Below are 17,651 nucleotides of genomic sequence, written 5' to 3' on the forward strand. Positions count from 1 at the left end.
GGTGAAAACGTGAATTTTTTAAGTGAAAAATTATTAACAGGATTAAACCCTCAGCAGCAAGAGGCAGTTAAAACAACAGACGGACCGTTATTACTTATGGCCGGTGCAGGAAGTGGAAAAACACGTGTATTAACGCACCGAATTGCGTTTTTAATGGCAGAAAAAGAAGTTGCACCTTGGAATATTTTAGCTATTACCTTCACAAACAAAGCAGCTCGTGAAATGAGAGAGCGTGTGGCAAGTATCGTTGGCGGAGTGGCAGAAGATATCTGGATTTCAACGTTCCACTCGATGTGCGTGCGTATTTTACGAAGAGATATTGATCGTATTGGCTTTAATCGTAACTTTACAATTTTAGATTCAACGGATCAGCTGTCCGTTATTAAAAACATTTTAAAAGATCAAAACATCGACCCAAAAAAATTCGATCCGCGCTCGCTATTAGGAAGCATTAGTTCAGCTAAAAATGAACTGAAAGTAGCAGAAGAATTTGATAAAACAGCAGCGGGACCATATGAAGAAGTTGTAAGTAAAGTCTACAAAGAGTATGAAAAGCGTTTAAAGAAAAACCAAGCGCTCGATTTTGATGATTTGATTATGACAACGATTCAGTTATTTAAACGAGTTCCTGAAGTGTTAACGTACTATCAGCGCAAGTTTCAATATATTCATGTGGACGAGTATCAAGATACAAACCATGCACAATATATGCTGGTTCGCTTGCTAGCTGCACGATTTGAAAATGTATGCGTAGTAGGGGATTCAGATCAGTCTATTTACCGCTGGCGCGGGGCTGATATTACAAATATCTTGTCATTTGAAAAAGATTACCCAAAAGCTAAAACCATTTTGCTTGAACAAAATTATCGTTCAACAAAAACGATTTTAGCTGCGGCAAACGGCGTCATCGCAAATAACATGAACCGTAAAGTGAAAAACTTATGGACGGAAAACGATGAAGGCCAGAAGATTTATCATTATCAAGCAATGAGTGAGCACGATGAGGCACAGTTTGTAGCACGTAAAATTAAAGAAGCAGTAGACAGCGGCAAACGTAAATATAGCGATTTTGCCATTTTGTATCGTACAAATGCACAGTCCCGTGTAATGGAGGAAGTACTGCTAAAATCCAATATTAATTATACAATTGTCGGCGGCATTAAGTTCTACGACCGCAAAGAGATTAAAGATTTGCTTGCGTACTTGCGCTTAATTGCCAACCAAGATGATGACATTAGCTTAGCTCGTATTGTGAACGTTCCAAAGCGCGGAGTTGGAGCTACTTCAGTCGATAAAGTAGCCAATTACGGAAACGTTCATGACATTTCTATTTTCAAAGCGCTTGATGAAGTAGAATTGATGGGGTTAACGGGCAAAGCAACAAAGGCACTGCGTGATTTCCAATCAATGATTTCAAACTTAGCTCAAATGCAAGACTATATGTCTGTAACAGAGCTTGTGGAACAAGTATTAGAAAGAACAGGATACCGTGAAGCGCTTAAAGTAGAAAAAACAATTGAAGCACAAAGTCGCTTAGAGAATATTGATGAGTTTTTATCTGTTACAAAAACGTTTGAAGAAGCAAGCGAAGATAAAAGCTTAGTAGCATTTTTAACCGATTTAGCACTTGTTGCTGATATCGATAAGCTTGATGATGAGGAAGAAGAAGAGAACGAACAAGTGATTCTGATGACGCTTCACTCAGCAAAAGGTCTAGAGTTCCCGGTTGTTTTCCTAATGGGTATGGAAGAAGGCGTATTCCCTCATAGCCGATCATTATTCGAAGATAATGAAATGGAAGAAGAACGACGCTTAGCCTACGTAGGGATTACACGTGCTGAACAAGAATTGTATTTATTAAATGCTCAAATGCGTACACTATTTGGTAAAACAAACGTCAATCCAAAATCGCGCTTCATTGGAGAAATCCCAAGCGAGCTTGTGGAATCTTTAAATGAAACGATGCGCAAGCCTGCTGCTGGTCGTTCAGGGTCTTCAGCTTCGCCGTTTGCAGCACGCCGACAAGCGGCCGTGGCAAAAACGAAGCTTGTATCAACGGGCAGTGAGTCAATTGGATGGAGCGTTGGAGATAAGGCCGAACACAAAAAATGGGGAATTGGTACAGTTGTAAGTGTAAAAGGAGAAGGAGACTCAAAAGAATTAGACATTGCTTTTCCTAGTCCTACAGGTGTAAAAAGACTGCTTGCTAAATTTGCCCCGGTTACGAAAGTGTAATCGTGAAAAGGAGCTAGAATATGGAGTTTGAGACAGCAAAATCACGCGTTCAAGAATTACGCGACTTATTAAATCAATATGGATATGAATATTATGTGTTAGATCAGCCATCTGTTCCAGATGCAGAATACGATAAATTAATGAATGAGTTAATTGAGATAGAAGAATCATTTCCAGAATTAAAAACAGCTGACTCACCTACTCAGCGCATCGGCGGCCAAGTGCTCGATGCGTTTGAGAAGGTTCAGCATCAAACGTCTATGCTGAGTTTAGGAAATGCATTTAATGAAGAAGACCTTCGGGATTTTGACCGCCGAGTGCGCCAAACTGTCGGAGATGAGTTTTCTTATGTATGCGAACTTAAAATTGACGGGCTTGCTGTATCTCTTCGCTATGAAGATGGATACTTAGTGCTGGGGGCTACGCGCGGAGACGGTACGACTGGTGAAAATATTACTGAAAACTTAAAAACAATCCGCTCTATTCCACTGCGAATTAAAGAACCGTTATCAATGGAAGTTCGCGGAGAAGCATTTATGCCGAGAAAATCATTCGAAGCACTTAATGAAGCAAAAATGGAAAGAGATGAAGTTCCGTTTGCTAACCCGCGTAACGCAGCTGCAGGCTCACTGCGTCAGCTAGATCCTAAAATTGCGGCAAAACGTAATTTAGATATCTTTGTCTATGCCATGACTGATACAGGAGAATTAGAAATCGACTCTCACAGTGAAAGTTTGAATTTACTCGATGAGCTTGGCTTTAAAACAAATAAGGAAAGACAGACGTGTGAAACCATTGATGATGTGATTGCTTACATCGAAAGCTGGCAAACGCAACGTCCAGAACTATCTTATGATATTGATGGCATTGTTGTAAAAGTAGATTCATTTGATCAGCAGGCTGAGCTTGGAACAACGGCCAAAAGTCCACGCTGGGCTATTGCTTATAAGTTTCCTGCTGAAGAAGTTGTAACCAAGCTTGTAAATATTGAGCTGACGGTAGGCCGGACAGGTGTTATTACGCCAACAGCTATTTTGGAGCCGGTTCAAGTAGCAGGTACGACGGTACAGCGTGCGTCTCTTCACAATGAAGATTTAATTCGTGAAAAAGACATTCGTATCGGAGATTATGTCGTGGTGAAAAAAGCAGGAGATATTATTCCTGAGGTAGTGAATGTAATTGAGGAGAAGCGAACGGGAGAAGAGCAAGAGTTTACGATGCCTACTCACTGCCCGGAATGTGAAAGTGAACTGGTGCGTTTAGAAGGAGAAGTGGCGCTTCGCTGCATTAACCCAAGCTGTCCTGCTCAAATTCGTGAAGGACTTATTCATTTCGTGTCCCGCAATGCGATGAACATTGATGGACTTGGTGAAAAAGTTATATCACAATTATTTCGCGAACAGTTAATTAAAGATGTAGCGGATATTTATACGCTGACAAAACAGCAGTTAATCGAGCTTGAGCGCATGGGTGAGAAATCTGCTGATAATTTGATTTCGGCCATCGAAGCCTCTAAAGAAAATTCGCTTGAGCGTTTGCTTTTTGGTTTGGGCATTCGCCATGTCGGAGCAAAAGCTGCAAAGACGTTAGCTCAGCACTTTGAAACCATAGACAAGTTAACAAAAGCAACGTATGATGAATTAGTGGCAATTAATGAAATTGGTGCCAAAATGGCTGATGCTATTGTCGCTTACTTTACACAAGAAGAGGTTCAAGAACTTATACATGAATTAAAAGAGTATGGAGTAAACCTTACATACAAAGGACCCAAGCTTGTAAGTGTAGAAAATGTAGATTCTGTTTTTGCTGGTAAAACCGTTGTATTAACAGGTAAGCTTGAACAGCTATCTCGCAATGAGGCAAAAGCACAAATTGAAGCACTTGGCGGTAAAGTCACAGGAAGCGTAAGTAAAAAGACAGACCTTGTTGTGGCAGGGGAAGAGGCTGGTTCCAAACTGACAAAAGCTAACGAGCTTGAAATTGAAGTATGGGATGAGGCAAGGCTACTTACGGAATTAAATAAATAAGAGGTGTGTGTAGTTGAAAAAGATATTGTTACTTTCTCTTGCGGTCATGCTTGTAACTTCAGCGTGTGCACCGAACCTTTCGGACGATAAAGAGACTGTTCAACAAACCAACAACAAGAAAGAAAAAGCAGTTATTCCGAAGTATAGTATTTCAGATGATTATTACCGAACAATTCTTCCATTTAAAGCGGGAGTGGCAAGAGGCTTAGTAGCAGCAAACTTAAATAACCGCTTGGATGCGCAAGAATTTGAAACAGGCTTAATGCGCTTATCGACAGATAGCTATTCTCCGAAAAAATATGTGTATCAAGAAGGCCAGTACCTTGATAAAGATACTATTCGCTCATGGTTAAGCCGTAAGCTGAGTGATAAACAGTTTAAAGATCTTCAAAGCAAAACAAAAGATGATACGGCGAAAAAGAAGCTTAAAAACAATGGGTTAAACCCAATTGATACAGAAAAAGGCGATTTGAAAACGCGCAACGAAACAAGTCCAATGTACTTAGCGAACATTACTGAGCAAGATTACCTTATCCAAGACGGAGACGACAAGGTAAAACTTGGAGGCGTCACAATTGGCTTAGCGATGAATTCTGTTCATTATTATACAGAAGAAAATGGTTATGCACGTGAAGTGAAGCTTACAAATAAAGAGATTGAAGCGCAAGGAAAGCAAATGGCAGATGAAATTGTTAAGCGTATGCGCAACATCAAAGGCTTAGAAAATGTGCCAGTTCGAGTAGCATTATTCAAACAAAGTGCTAAGTCCTCTTTAACACCGGGTAACTTTATAGCTGTCGGAAATGCAGGTTCAAATGATACGGCCGTTGGCAGCTGGGATAATTTAGACGAGCAATATTATTTATTCCCATCATCAGATGCAACAAAAGATCACCGAGATGATGCGATGAAATTTGATGAGTTTAAAGCGCAAATCGAAGACTATTTCCCAAACTTTACAAGCGTAGTAGGGAAAGGGTATTACAAAGATGGACAGCTTCAAAAAATGACGATTGATATTCCCGTACAATTTTATGGAAAAGGTGAAATTGTAGGATTTACTCAGTACGTTGCTGGTTTAATGCTTGATCATTTCCCTTCATATATGGAAACGAGTATCTCTATTAACTCAGTAAGCGGACCGGAAGCTCTCATTGTTAGAAAAGCAGATGAAGACAAGCCGTTCGTTCATATTTACGAAGAGTAAGCAAAAAAGACACTGCGAAAGCAGTGTCTTTTTCTAATTCTATGAAATTGCCTTTTATGAAGGAATGGCGTGAGAATTTTGTCTTGTAAACTTAGCAAGATAATAAGCAGCAAATGCAAACGCATCTTGTTCGGTTGTCCGCTCTTCATACGGGCGTTTTTTATCCAGCTCAAATTCTTTCTGATAATAAGGGATGTGATCTTGAATATAGTGACGCAGCTCGTGAAAGATGGTTTCAACAAGCGGAAGGTAGTCATCAAATTTAAAAATAAATATAATGCCGACTTCTCGCCAGTAAACACCTGAGGCAAACTGCAGGTATTCTGCTTCTTCTTCTCCAAGAGCGGAGACAATTTTATTGGCTTCACATGAATCACAAAAAATGATAGGAATATGAAAGGTTTTATTTAAACAAGCAAAAACATCTTTTTGCAAGGTGGACAAATCCCACTTGAATTCTTCATCTAATACAAACCATCTTCCGCTTTGCTGATACACAGGGCGCTGGTGGATGACTGACTGTATAAGTATTTTATTCAATTTTTATAGCACCTCTTTTACGGTAAAGTAGTTATTCGTTTTCTTTACTTTCCCAAAGACTAGTGAAATTAAAACATGGTGGTGTGTTCTTCTAAAGCATGTTTCTCTTTCTATCTATCTTTTCTAAAAAGAAGGTTATTTTATACCTATGCAAGAGAGAAATATTTTATGACGAAGGAAAAGTATGGAATGTTGTTTGAATGAAATAGATTTGGTATAAAATAGAAGTGATAAATGTAAGCCCTGTCTTGTCTGGCGGGGTTTTTAATATTTTAGGAACTAGTCTCAGAAATGTTGCCTGTTGCTAGTGAAGTTTGGTATTATCAGTATATTGTAGTGGGACGAATATTCGGAGGTGAAGGAACATGTCAAGAATTTCTGTTGATCAAGTAAAACACGTTGCAAACTTAGCGAGACTTGCGGTGACGGATGACGAAGCAGAACTATTTACAAAACAATTAGATGCTATTATTACATATGCAGAACAATTAGATGAGTTAGATACTACAAATGTAAAACCAACTTCTCACGTATTGGATATGAAAAACGTGATGCGTGAAGATAAGCCAGCTAAAGGCTTACCAATTGAAGACGTAGTAAAAAACGCGCCAGACCACAAGGATGGCTACATTCGAGTACCAACTATTTTAGAATAAGGAAGGAGGCTTTACGATGTCTTTATTCGATCGTAAACTTTCAGAACTACATAGCCTTTTACACAAGAAAGAAGTACGTGTACAAGATTTAGTAGACGAATCATACAAACGTATTAATGAAGTAGATGATAAAGTAGGTGCGTTCTTAGCGCTTAATGAAGACAATGCTCGTGCTTATGCAAAAGAGCTAGATGAAGCATTACAAACAAAAGATGAATTTGGCCTATTATTTGGTATGCCGATCGGTGTAAAAGATAATATTGTCACAAAAGATTTACGTACAACTTGCTCTAGTAAAATTTTAGCAAACTTTGATCCGATTTATGATGCAACAGTTGTTCAAAAATTGCAGGCAGCTGAAGCGGTAACAATCGGTAAATTAAATATGGATGAATTCGCAATGGGTTCTTCAACTGAAAACTCAGGTCTTCAGTTAACGCGCAACCCATGGAATTTAGATTACGTACCGGGTGGATCTAGCGGTGGTTCAGCTGCAGCTGTAGCAGCAGGCGAAGTTCCGTTCTCTTTAGGTTCTGATACAGGTGGTTCAATTCGTCAGCCAGCTGCTTACTGCGGTGTTGTCGGATTAAAACCAACGTATGGTCGCGTATCTCGTTACGGATTAGTGGCATTTGCATCTTCTTTAGATCAAATCGGACCAATCACAAATTCTGTTGAAGATAATGCATACTTACTTCAAGCAATTTCAGGCGTAGACCCAATGGATTCTACTTCTGCTAATGTTGATGTACCGGATTATGTATCTGCTTTAACAGGTGACGTAAAAGGCCTTAAAATTGCTGTTCCAAAAGAATACTTAGGCGAAGGTGTGGGCGAAGAAGCTCGCCAGTCTGTTTTAGATGCGCTAAAAGTGTTAGAAGGACTAGGCGCAACTTGGGAAGAAGTATCGCTTCCACACTCTAAATACGCATTAGCTACGTATTATCTATTATCTTCTTCTGAAGCGTCTGCTAACTTATCTCGTTTTGACGGAGTTCGCTACGGATACCGTACAGATAATGCTGAGAACTTAATCGAAATGTACAAGCAGTCTCGAAGCGAAGGCTTTGGAAACGAAGTAAAACGCCGTATCATGCTTGGAACATTTGCGTTAAGCTCTGGTTATTATGATGCTTACTACAAAAAAGCACAGCAAGTACGTACGTTAATTAAGCAAGACTTTGAGTCTGTATTTGAAAACTATGACGTTATCATTGGACCAACTACACCAACTCCATCATTCAAAATTGGTGAGAAAACAGATGATCCATTAACAATGTATGCAAACGATATTTTAACAATCCCAGTAAACCTTGCTGGAGTACCTGGTATTTCTGTGCCTTGCGGCTTATCAAATGGATTGCCATTAGGGTTACAAATTATCGGTAAGCATTTCGACGAAAGCACAATCTATCGTGTTGCTCATGCATTCGAACAAGCAACTGAGCATCATAAAGCGAAACCAGCACTGTAAGGGGTGAGATAAAGATGAACTTTGAAACGATTATTGGTCTTGAAGTACACGTTGAGCTTAAGACAAAATCTAAAATTTTCTCAGCAAGTCCAAACGCATTTGGTGCGGCTCCAAATGCTAACACAAGTGTAATTGACTTAGGTTATCCTGGCGTATTACCTGTGTTAAACAAAGAAGCAGTTGATTTTGCAATGAAAGCAGCGCTTGCGCTAAACTGTGAAATCGCAACAGATACAAAGTTTGACCGCAAAAACTATTTCTATCCGGATAACCCAAAAGCTTATCAAATCTCTCAATTTGATAAACCAATTGGCGAGAACGGTTGGATTGAAGTAGAAGTGAAAGGTGAAACGAAGCGTATTCGTATCAACCGACTTCATTTAGAAGAAGATGCTGGTAAGTTAACGCATACAGGCGATGGTTATTCACTAGTAGACTTCAACCGCCAAGGTACACCTCTAATTGAGATTGTATCAGAAGCAGATATGCGTTCTCCTGAAGAAGCATATGCTTATTTAGAAAAATTAAAATCAATTATTCAATATACAGGCGTATCTGACTGTAAAATGGAAGAAGGTTCACTTCGCTGTGATGCCAATATTTCTTTACGTCCAGTTGGACAAGAAGAGTTCGGTACAAAAGCTGAGTTAAAGAACTTAAACTCATTTAACTATGTGCGCCGCGGTCTTGAACACGAAGAAATTCGTCAAGAAAAAGTGTTATTGTCTGGTGGCCTAATCGAGCAGGAAACACGCCGTTTTGATGAGTCTACTGGCGAAACAATTCTAATGCGTGTAAAAGAAGGATCTGACGATTATCGCTACTTCCCAGAGCCTGACTTATTAGAATTACACATCGACGAAGAGTGGAAAGAACGCGTTCGTGCTTCAATTCCTGAACTTCCAGATGCTCGTAAAAAGCGCTATGTAGAAGAGCTTGGCTTACCTGCTTATGATGCTATGGTATTAACGCTAACAAAAGAAATGTCTGATTTCTTTGAAGCAACACTTGCTGCGGGCGGAGATGCGAAGCTATCTTCTAACTGGTTAATGGGCGAAGTTTCTGCTTACTTAAACTCAAACCAAAAAGAACTTTCAGATGTAGCCTTAACACCTGAAGGCCTAGCTGGTATGATTCAATTAATTCAAGAAGGTACAATTTCGTCTAAAATTGCGAAAAAAGTATTCAAAGAATTAATTGAAAATGGCGGAGATGCAAAGAAAATTGTAAAAGAAAAAGGTCTTGTACAAATTTCTGATGATGCAACTTTACGCAAATTCGTAACAGATGCATTAGATGCAAACCCTCAATCTATTGAAGATTTCAAAAACGGTAAGGATCGTGCAATTGGCTTCTTAGTTGGTCAAATTATGAAAGCTTCAAAAGGCCAAGCGAACCCACCGATGGTTAATAAAATTCTTTTAGAAGAAATTAATAAACGCTAAATTTGATAACTAAATGTGAGGTGGGTATCCATCTCACATTTATTATGAGTAAGGGCGATCGCGCTGAAGGTATGAATAAAAACCGAAACGTGAATATTGTATATCAAGGTTAATTTCTTTATAATATGTTTGTTCATGCCCCCTCTTGTTGATGATGTAATGTGAGGGGGCATTCTTTCACTGATAAAAGTAGGCAAAGATTTGTGACAAATTATCATTATTAGGATGATGAATATGAAAAGAGCGAGAATTATTTATAACCCGACATCGGGCCGTGAAATTTTTAAGAAAAACTTACCGGAAGTTTTGCAAAAGCTAGAGCAAGCAGGCTACGAAACATCTTGTCATGCTACAACTTGTGCTGGTGATGCAACAGAAGCTGCTAAAGTAGCAGTAGAACGTCGCTTTGACGTTGTAATCGCAGCTGGTGGAGACGGTACCATCAATGAAGTCGTAAACGGTATCGCTGGACAAGACTATCGTCCGCAGCTAGGTATTATTCCTGTTGGAACAACCAATGACTTTGCTCGTGCCATTAATGTGCCGCGTACGATTGAAGGCGCTATTGATGTCATTGTAGAAGGCGTAACAAAGCCAATTGACTTGGGCTGTGTAACAAACGATGGAGAAACGCATTACTTTGTAAATATCGCCGGAGGCGGCCGTTTAACTGAATTAACATATGAAGTGCCAAGCAAGTTAAAAACAATGCTTGGACAGCTAGCTTACTATTTAAAAGGCATGGAAATGCTTCCTTCTATTAAACCAACATCTGTTGAAATTGAGTATGACGGAAAATTCTTTGGCGGCGAGATTATGTTCTTCCTTGTTTCCTTAACGAACTCAGTCGGCGGTTTTGAAAAGCTGGCACCAGATTCCTCTTTAGATGACGGCATGTTTGATTTAATTATTTTAAAGAAAGCAAATTTAGCTGAATTTATTCGAATTGCGACACTTGCGCTGCGAGGGGAACACATCAATGATCCTCATATTATTTATACAAAAGCGAACCGTGTTAAAATTCATACAAATGATAAAATGCAGTTAAATCTAGATGGCGAGTACGGCGGATTATTGCCTGGGGAATTTGTAAACTTATATCGCCATGTAGAAATCTTTGTTCCAAAAGCAACAGCTGAATTGATGGAAAAAAATGAGATCGCCTAATTGCGATCTTTTTTCATGCTTTTCTTTGTTTGGCTTTGGCTCTTATGGTACAATCAGTTCAGCATTTTCAAATGACTAAAAGGATGTAACGATAAATGGAAAAATTAAAACCACCTGTAGAAAAAAATGAATATATAGATGTTGCGTTTGAAGATTTAACGCATGACGGAGCGGGTGTAGCGAAAGTGAACGGATTTCCTATTTTCGTTCAAAATGCGCTGCCCGGCGAAAGCGGCCAAGTAAAAGTCATTAAAGTAAAAAAAGGCTATGCGTTTGGCAAGCTTATCAAGCACCATACAATTAGTGAGCAGCGTGTTGAAGCACCCTGTCCGGTATACAAGCAGTGCGGAGGCTGTCAGCTGCAGCATGTAAGCTATGAAGGACAGCTGCAATTTAAACAAAAGCAAGTAAAAGACGTCATGGCGCGAATTGGCCATTTACCTGACGTTCCGGTACATTCGACGCTAGGAATGAACGATCCTTGGCGCTATCGAAACAAAGCTCAAGTTCCCGTAGCAGAGCGAGAAGGCGGTTTGGTCGCTGGGTTTTACCAGCAGCGAAGCCACGACATCATTAACATGGATGCCTGTTTGATTCAGCAGCAGGCAAATGATGATGTTGTTCAAGCTGTCAAATCAATCTGTGAAAAGCATGGGGTTTCTGCTTACCAGGAACAAAAGCATAAAGGCTCGCTTCGTCATATCATGGCGCGCTACGGACTTGTAACGGGTGAAATTATGGTTGTAATTGTTACTCGTACAGCTGAGTTGCCAAACAAAAAGCGTATTATAGAAGACATTATCGAAGCCGTGCCGAACGTGAAATCAATTGTTCAAAACGTAAACAGCAAGCGTACTAACGTCATTTTAGGGAACCAAACGAGCGTACTTTGGGGAGAAGAATATATTTACGACTATATCGGCGATGTTAAATTTGCCATTTCAGCAAAATCATTCTACCAAGTAAACCCTGAGCAAACGAAAGTGCTGTATGACAAAGCGCTTGAGTATGCAGATTTAACAGGAGAAGAAACGGTCATTGACGCCTACTGTGGAATCGGAACAATCTCGTTATTTCTCGCTCAAAAAGCGAAAAAAGTATATGGCGTTGAAATCGTCCCTGAAGCGATTGAAGATGCAAAGCGCAACGCTGAGCTAAACGGTATTCACAACGCTGAATTTGCAGTAGGCGAAGCAGAAGTCGTCATTCCAAACTGGTACAAACAAGGCATCAAAGCAGACGTCATCGTCGTAGATCCACCGCGAAAAGGATGCGACGAAGCTCTTTTGAATACCATCATTGACATGAAACCGAAAAAAGTAGTCTATGTTTCATGCGGACCAGCAACTCTGGCGCGTGACCTAGCTATTTTAGAAAAAGGCGGATATGAGACGGTTGAAGTTCAGCCTGTTGATATGTTTCCGCATACGACGCATGTGGAGAATGTAGCGGTATTAAAATTAAAATAACTCTTCATCAAAGCTGCTATCTTAGTAAAGAAAGCAGCTTTTTATTTTGAATAAGCAAGAAAAAGACAAAGTTAGAGTGGCTCATACAAAAAAGCAGATAAAGCTCAATATAAAAGCACTAATTGCCGTTATGTCCGTTTTATTTTGCCATTTGTCCACCCCACCAACACAGCAAATTTCTGAATATACTTTTTTTAAGGTTTTCAATATTTTAGGAATTATAATGAAGAAGCAATAAATGAAAACATTATATTTGTGGTAAGAGGTGAAGGGACATCATGTATAGAGCAATTGCTATTATAGCAGGTTCTGTGTTAATTGGATTTGCATACAATTGGTTTTTAATCCCCCATAAAGTGCTAAGCAGCGGCATTAGCGGTATTGCTATGATTATAGGAATTTTAACGCCTGCAAGCACGGGAACAATGAATTTTTTGTTAAATTTACCCCTTTTAATTATTGGTTTTATGAAGTTAGGAAAGCGGTTTGTTTTACATACCCTGCTGTCCGTTGTGGCTTTATCAATTGCTTTATACGTGATTCCCTTGAGAGCTGTTAGTACAGATCCTATTCTGTCAGCTGTTTTTGGAGGAGTTTTAACTGGAATTGGCGTAGGATTTGTTTTTCGTCAGTCGGCTTCGACAGGTGGGTTTGATATCATTGCGATGCTTCTTACGCATAAAAAAGAATTTCCGCTTGGCGCTATATTATCAGCGATGAATGCCGTGGTCGTATTTGTTTCAGGTTTTTTTGTGAACTGGGACGCGGCTTTATATACGATGCTTTCGATTTTCGTCACAGGAAAAGTAGTGGATGCGATTCATACTCGCCACATTAAGCTCACGTTAACCATTATTACGAGAAAAGGCGAAGAAATGAAGCAGCAGCTTCTTACGAATTTGGTGCGCGGCGTGACGTTAATGAACGGTGAAGGAGCTTATTCAAGAGAAGACCGTAAAATATTAATGACGGTGATTTCACGCTATGAGCTTGCAAACCTCAAGCAGTTAATTCAATCGGTTGATCCTGAAGCTTTCGTAAATATTACGGAAACGGTAGAAGTAATGGGGCTGTTTCGACGGGATGCCTATTAATCTATTTGTTATTTCAGCACCGATTTATGATAAATAGCCATTTTTATAGTATAAAAGTTATAAAAAAAGCCTTAAGAGTAGTTCTTGAGGCTTTTTTTGCGTAAAATATGAGTAAGAAAATATCGTGTATGAAAAGTATAAAAAAGGGAATTTGATAGAGTACATAAAATATTGACATCAAAAAGGAGAGACTATATGACGGTAGAATATCAGTTAACGAAAAAGAAATATTACGAAACGTTTATGCAAGAAAATGAAAATCAGCCGCCTGTAAAAGTCCTTGGACAAGCTTATTACGAAGAGCAGCAAAAAGAGTGGTACGACTTATCGCTCATTCGCTTAGCTCAGGGAGAAGTGTACTTCCACAACCAAGATTTTGAATCTGCGATTTTTAAGTGGGAGAATGTAAATGGCGAGTTTAAGCTGTGGGCGAAGAAAAATACAGCCGACGCGCATTATGAATTGGGGTTGTCTACGCTCGCTGAAGAGCTTTACTTATCCATCGAAACGGATTCAAAAGTATTAAAAGCTGAAATAGCGCTAAAGCTGTTTTCGCTTTATACGGACCATAACAATATTGAACGAGCTTATGAAGTCATTAACGAGCTGGTTGCTTCTCAGCCGGATTATCCAAACGTCACGGCAATTGCACGCAGATTTTATGAAGAGCAAGAAGACTTTAACAGCGCAGTGGAGCTTGCGGTAGATGAGTGTATTCGAACGGAATCGTTAAATTGGTTTGCGGTATTAAAGACTTACGTAGATAAAGGATATACAGCAAACTTTATCCCTAACTATTTTTATCAAGTGATGATTTCATTTTATAAAGTAGACCAAGTATATTTCAAACAGCTTGTCTCAGCTTTATGGAAACAATATAAGAGTCAGCCTCCTTATCTTGCTTGGATTAAAACTATCAATGATATTTTCTTGAATATTGAAGTGGGCCTCTATGATTATTGGCAAGAGATTTCAACTCTTTATCAAGAGACGTATACCGACTTAATGGAAAGTGATCATTCTGTAAAGGAATTGCATGAAGTCATTCCGAACGTATTAACAAACTGGCTTAAAATTACCAATAAGTCACGTGCGTTATTTCCGTCTGCGGCCGTACTTTCATGGAATGAAAAGTTTCCGTCAACTATTGATACCATTACAATCGAAAATGCGGGCAGATTAATTTTTGAGGCGCGTAACGACATTGATGGTCTTGAATATCACTACAAGCTTTGCCATGGCATTATTAAATGGGCTAATGAAAATGGTTTAGAAGTGGGGCACACCTTTAAATGGTGGGTGGATTTTTTATTAGATGCTCATACGACACACTTATTAATTACAGGAACAAATGCTGCAACGTCCTCATTTGTGGGATCAATTACAGAAGAAAAGGTACCGCAAAATCACGAAACAACCTTTGTGTTCATTCATGATGAGGAAGAATCTATCCAGCAAATCGCTGATCAAGAAATCATTCCGATGGAAACGATTGACGGAGCGGAGCAATCTCCTCATCAGGCGCTTGTAGAAGTGAAAAAACCTTTTGCATTCCTTGATAAGCATAATTGTTCATGCATTGTTACGCCAAGTTTTACAGAACAAGAGGCGCGTGAGCAGGATGCATTTAAATATGCTCCTTTAGCAGATGGTTTACTGTTTGTGCTTGATGCAAAAGAATCGCTGCTTGATGAAGAAAGAGAATTATTGCTGGAGATTAAAGAGCATGCGCCAAATACGCCAGTTCATTTTGTCATCAACAATATGGACAGTCTTTATAATCAAGCAACAATTGAGCGAATTACAAAAGAATTTGAGGCAAGCATTGGAGCTGATTTCCCTCAGGCGCATGTATTAGCCTATACGCCTCACTACGTATCGAGTCAGCATCACGGAGACTTGGCTCAGTTTATTAAAGCTAATTTCTATTACGATCCAAACGACGTTGGAGTAGAAGAGCGTGCGCGCAGACTGCTGTTCTTCATTCAAAGCATGCTAAAGAGCTTAGTGGAGAAGAGAAATCAAACAGAAAATCATTTGATTGAAAGCATTAAATGGAACGAAGATATGCTTGTGCGATTAAATGGCTTCTTGCATCGAGTGGATGACTTAGAACAAGAAAAAGCGAGTAGTATTGTTTCAGCTTATCACGGCATCAAAGAGGATATTAGCAAAAAGTTAAAAAATAAAATTCCTCGTTTACTCAAAAAGTCTTCAGAATTAGTGAAGGAAGACAGTGATTTTAGTACGGTTCATATTGAGCTGAATAAACAAATGAATATGCGCGTGGAAGAGCACTTGCAGCAAGATGTCCTACCTAAGTTCCGCATTTCTTTAAAGGACTGGATTGCTACATCAAATGAAGAGCTGATTGCGAGTCAAGTAGATATTGAAGAAGTAGCAGAGTCATTAAATAAGATGTACAATGAGCAAAAATTAACGTTAGCCTGCGATTTTAAAGTGCTAGACGACTGGCGCCGCGACGTTAATCGTATGGCTAATCGGGTTCAGCTGGATGAAGAAAATATTTTACTTCGCGTTAATCCAACGCAGCTCTTGTTAAAAGGAGCAGGAAAGCTGTTTTCTTCCATTCTTCAAAACCAAACGCTGCTTTATAATCAATATAAAAAGTACATTGAAAGTCAAGACTATCAAGATATCACAGAATCTATGCTGGCAAAGTTTTTTATGCAGTTTAATTTATTTGAGAAAAATTTAGAAGTTGATATTGAACTGTTCTTTGAAAAGCCAAAAGAGGTTTTAAAAGAAACGATTGAAGAAACACAGGCGCATATTAATGAAAATCAAGACGTGTTAAGTCATATGAAAGCCAATCCTGAAGCTTACTATGATCCGTTAACATTATTCCAGCTTCGCTTGCGTCAGTATGAGTTAATGGTTAAAGCTACAGAAGAAGTACACTATAACGTCTAAAAGGTGGAGCAGGATGTATTTAACGATAAAAGAAGCAGCAGAGTATCTATCTTTTCCTGAAGAATATGTACAGAAATTGATTCAAGAAGGAAAAGTACGGGCTATATTTGATGGTGAAAACTACTTATTAAATAAAGAGCAGTTTAACACCCATTTAGAGCAAATGGAAAAGTACAAAAAACAAATTGAAGAATACCTAAATGAGCCAATCCCTGAAGATATGGACGTAAAAGATGAAGATTGAAGGCAGAAGCAGAAAACAAATGTTTTCTGCTTTTTCTTTTGGTGTGAAAGTGTTAAAAAAGGTAAGATATGAAAGAAATGTCGAAAAAAGTTGGAATTTCGTTAAAGATGTAGTCTTTTTAGATGCTTTTTTTATATAATGAAAGTATGCTAAACAAAAAGGAGAAGGTCTATGCAACGATCAAGACAGTTAAGGCTGATTTTATTGCTTGCCCTGATTGTTATCGCTTCGTTTTTAATTATTATTATTTCGAAAACACAAGGGATTATAAGTCAGCAAACGACAAAAAAAGTAGAAAACACAAGCGTTGCAATTCTCACCTCTGATGTACTGACGGATCAAAGCTGGGGCAGTCTAGCTTATAAAGGAAAAATCAACATCGAGCAGCAGTATCCTGTTTCAGCTCAAGTTATTAGCGAAGTAAATACGAACCAAAAAATGAAGGAAGCAGCTGAAAAAGTTATTAAAAATGGAACAAAAGTCGTAATTGGACATGGAAGAGAATTTTCTACCGTTTTTACAGAACTTGCTCCTAAGTATCCTCATGTTCATTTCGTCACCATTCACGGTACTTCAACTTATAAAAACCAAACGGTATATACATTTGATCAAACAAAAATAGAGTATCTGGCAGGTACGGCAGCTGCCATGAAGACAAAAACGAAAAAAATTGGATTAATTGATGCATTTGAAGCGCGCGAAAAAAATCCAGGGTTTGAAAAAGGCATAAAAGCGTCTGATTCCTCAATTGCTTTTTATTATCGAGTTGTAAACAGCCGAGACGATGGAGTAAAAGCAGTAAAGCTGCTCCGTGAGTTAAAAGATGAAGGCGTCGATATCGTCTATGCTAAAGGAAATTCGTATAATCAAGAAGTTATTCAAGAAGCGAAAGTACAAGGAATGTACGTAATAGGATATTTAGATGATCAGGCGTACATGGGTAGGTCTGTTATTTTAACCAGTGTGATCAATGATGTTCCTCAAGCTTACAACGTGATTATGAAAGACTATTTTAGTAAAACAGGTCTTCCAACTGGAGAAGTTAAACTTGACGCCAGGGACGGTGTTTATAAACTAGCGCCTTTTGGACCGATGTACAGTAAAGGGGAAAAACAAATTTTATATTCGAAAGTTAGAATGTCTACTCAGCCGAAGTAAC

14 protein-coding genes are annotated in these 17,651 nt (G+C 38.9%); 13 read left to right on the forward strand and 1 reads right to left on the reverse strand.

The features are described from left to right. Positions 1-9 precede the first annotated feature (9 nt). Genes pcrA through U9R83_RS01500 form a run of 3 tightly spaced genes read left to right on the forward strand, consistent with a single transcriptional unit; the run spans position 10 to position 5,469 of the window. Positions 10-2,235 carry a DNA helicase PcrA gene (pcrA, locus tag U9R83_RS01490; RefSeq protein WP_042992602.1) on the forward strand — a complete coding sequence of 742 codons (2,226 nt, stop codon included), beginning with the start codon at positions 10-12 and terminating at the stop codon, positions 2,233-2,235. A 20-nt stretch (positions 2,236-2,255) separates the two neighbouring features. After that, positions 2,256-4,262: an NAD-dependent DNA ligase LigA gene (ligA, locus tag U9R83_RS01495; RefSeq protein WP_014461930.1), complete on the forward strand. Its 2,007-nt coding sequence runs from the start codon at positions 2,256-2,258 to the stop codon at positions 4,260-4,262. A 13-nt stretch (positions 4,263-4,275) separates the two neighbouring features. After that, positions 4,276-5,469, forward strand: a complete 1,194-nt coding sequence (locus tag U9R83_RS01500) for a CamS family sex pheromone protein (RefSeq protein ID WP_014461929.1) — start codon at positions 4,276-4,278, stop codon at positions 5,467-5,469. Between the two features lie 54 nt (positions 5,470-5,523). Here U9R83_RS01500 and U9R83_RS01505 read toward each other — a convergent pair whose 3' ends face one another. After that, entirely contained in the window at positions 5,524-6,009 is a 486-nt protein-coding gene (locus U9R83_RS01505; RefSeq protein ID WP_328575055.1) for a DUF3920 family protein, read from the reverse strand. Between the two features lie 365 nt (positions 6,010-6,374). On the opposite strand from U9R83_RS01505, the gene gatC reads away from it, so the two are divergent. The 10 genes from gatC to U9R83_RS01555 all read left to right on the forward strand — a co-directional run bounded on the left by gatC (position 6,375) and on the right by U9R83_RS01555 (position 17,650). Further along, the gene (gatC, locus tag U9R83_RS01510; protein WP_013055055.1) at positions 6,375-6,665 is read left to right on the forward strand and encodes an Asp-tRNA(Asn)/Glu-tRNA(Gln) amidotransferase subunit GatC; all 291 of its coding nucleotides are present in this window, start codon (positions 6,375-6,377) and stop codon (positions 6,663-6,665) included. 16 nt (positions 6,666-6,681) lie between these two features. Next, positions 6,682-8,139, forward strand: a complete 1,458-nt coding sequence (gene gatA / locus U9R83_RS01515; RefSeq protein WP_013055056.1) for an Asp-tRNA(Asn)/Glu-tRNA(Gln) amidotransferase subunit GatA — start codon at positions 6,682-6,684, stop codon at positions 8,137-8,139. A 14-nt stretch (positions 8,140-8,153) separates the two neighbouring features. Next, positions 8,154-9,584: an Asp-tRNA(Asn)/Glu-tRNA(Gln) amidotransferase subunit GatB gene (gene gatB / locus U9R83_RS01520; protein ID WP_013055057.1), complete on the forward strand. Its 1,431-nt coding sequence runs from the start codon at positions 8,154-8,156 to the stop codon at positions 9,582-9,584. Between the two features lie 234 nt (positions 9,585-9,818). Continuing rightward, a complete protein-coding gene (locus U9R83_RS01525) occupies positions 9,819-10,751 on the forward strand; it encodes a diacylglycerol kinase (protein ID WP_016762783.1) in 933 nt (310 codons plus the stop codon). 95 nt (positions 10,752-10,846) lie between these two features. Continuing rightward, a complete protein-coding gene (gene rlmD / locus U9R83_RS01530; protein ID WP_014461923.1) occupies positions 10,847-12,220 on the forward strand; it encodes a 23S rRNA (uracil(1939)-C(5))-methyltransferase RlmD in 1,374 nt (457 codons plus the stop codon). A gap of 46 nt (positions 12,221-12,266) precedes the next feature. Then, positions 12,267-12,458, forward strand: coding sequence for a hypothetical protein (locus U9R83_RS01535; protein ID WP_014461922.1), 192 nt, complete (start codon positions 12,267-12,269; stop codon positions 12,456-12,458). 40 nt (positions 12,459-12,498) lie between these two features. Then, a complete protein-coding gene (locus U9R83_RS01540; protein ID WP_013055060.1) occupies positions 12,499-13,314 on the forward strand; it encodes a YitT family protein in 816 nt (271 codons plus the stop codon). A gap of 195 nt (positions 13,315-13,509) precedes the next feature. Next, complete coding sequence (locus U9R83_RS01545) at positions 13,510-16,248, forward strand: GTPase domain-containing protein (protein WP_014461921.1); 2,739 nt, start codon at positions 13,510-13,512, stop codon at positions 16,246-16,248. Positions 16,249-16,261: 13 nt separating this feature from the next. Next, positions 16,262-16,492, forward strand: a complete 231-nt coding sequence (locus U9R83_RS01550; RefSeq protein ID WP_013055062.1) for a helix-turn-helix domain-containing protein — start codon at positions 16,262-16,264, stop codon at positions 16,490-16,492. A gap of 171 nt (positions 16,493-16,663) precedes the next feature. Further along, positions 16,664-17,650 carry a BMP family ABC transporter substrate-binding protein gene (locus U9R83_RS01555; RefSeq protein WP_115652934.1) on the forward strand — a complete coding sequence of 329 codons (987 nt, stop codon included), beginning with the start codon at positions 16,664-16,666 and terminating at the stop codon, positions 17,648-17,650. The last annotated feature ends 1 nt before the right edge of the window (position 17,651 follow it).

It is taken from the genome of Priestia sp. LL-8, from assembly GCF_036227845.1.
Lineage (GTDB): Bacteria > Bacillota > Bacilli > Bacillales > Bacillaceae_H > Priestia > Priestia zanthoxyli.

Excerpts from the sequence above, each read along its gene's own strand:
- ligA (WP_014461930.1), top strand. The coding sequence starts at position 2,256 with ATGGAGTTTGAGACAGCAAAATCACGCGTTCAAGAATTACGCGACTTA.
- gatC (WP_013055055.1), top strand. The coding sequence starts at position 6,375 with ATGTCAAGAATTTCTGTTGATCAAGTAAAACACGTTGCAAACTTAGCG.
- gatA (WP_013055056.1), top strand. The coding sequence starts at position 6,682 with ATGTCTTTATTCGATCGTAAACTTTCAGAACTACATAGCCTTTTACAC.
- gatB (WP_013055057.1), top strand. The coding sequence starts at position 8,154 with ATGAACTTTGAAACGATTATTGGTCTTGAAGTACACGTTGAGCTTAAG.
- U9R83_RS01525 (WP_016762783.1), top strand. The coding sequence starts at position 9,819 with ATGAAAAGAGCGAGAATTATTTATAACCCGACATCGGGCCGTGAAATT.
- rlmD (WP_014461923.1), top strand. The coding sequence starts at position 10,847 with ATGGAAAAATTAAAACCACCTGTAGAAAAAAATGAATATATAGATGTT.
- U9R83_RS01540 (WP_013055060.1), top strand. The coding sequence starts at position 12,499 with ATGTATAGAGCAATTGCTATTATAGCAGGTTCTGTGTTAATTGGATTT.
- U9R83_RS01545 (WP_014461921.1), top strand. The coding sequence starts at position 13,510 with ATGACGGTAGAATATCAGTTAACGAAAAAGAAATATTACGAAACGTTT.
- U9R83_RS01550 (WP_013055062.1), top strand. The coding sequence starts at position 16,262 with ATGTATTTAACGATAAAAGAAGCAGCAGAGTATCTATCTTTTCCTGAA.
- U9R83_RS01555 (WP_115652934.1), top strand. The coding sequence starts at position 16,664 with ATGCAACGATCAAGACAGTTAAGGCTGATTTTATTGCTTGCCCTGATT.